This is a genomic window from Vibrio sp. Y176 (genome assembly GCF_033438945.1).
This window is the reverse complement of record NZ_JAWOQS010000869.1, coordinates 1-581: the sequence shown is the minus strand read 5'-3', so window position 1 is coordinate 581 and position 581 is coordinate 1. Positions and strand designations below refer to the sequence as shown.

At 48.4% G+C, this 581-nt stretch carries 1 protein-coding gene; it reads left to right on the top strand.

Features of this window, described 5'->3' with window-relative positions:
- On the top strand, positions 1-581 hold a 581-nt coding region (locus R7O13_RS29125; protein WP_318305489.1), incomplete at both ends, for an aconitase family protein.

Below are 581 nucleotides of genomic sequence, written 5' to 3'. Positions count from 1 at the left end.
AAACCGCGCGATTGAAGAGCGCCGTAACGAAGACCGATTCCACTTTATTGAGTGGTGTAAAACAGCTTTTGAAAACGTCAGCGTAATTCCCGCAGGTAACGGCATCATGCACCAAATCAACCTGGAGAAAATGTCTCCGGTTGTACAGGCGAAGCAGGGTATTGCTTACCCAGATACCTGTGTTGGTACCGATAGTCATACACCTCATGTTGATGCACTTGGTGTTATCGCGATTGGTGTTGGTGGCCTAGAAGCTGAAACTGTGATGCTTGGCCGCCCGTCAATGATGCGTCTGCCGGATATCGTGGGTGTAAAACTGACGGGTAAACGTCACCCCGGCATTACCGCAACGGATATCGTTCTGGCGATTACCGAGTTCTTACGTAATGAGCGTGTTGTCTCTTCTTATCTTGAATTCTTTGGTGAAGGTGCTCGCGACCTAACAATTGGTGACCGTGCAACCATCTCCAATATGACACCAGAATACGGTGCAACCGCGGGTATGTTCTACATCGATGAGCAGACTATCAACTACCTAAAACTGACTGGTCGTGACGAACAGCAAGTTGACTTAGTTGAGA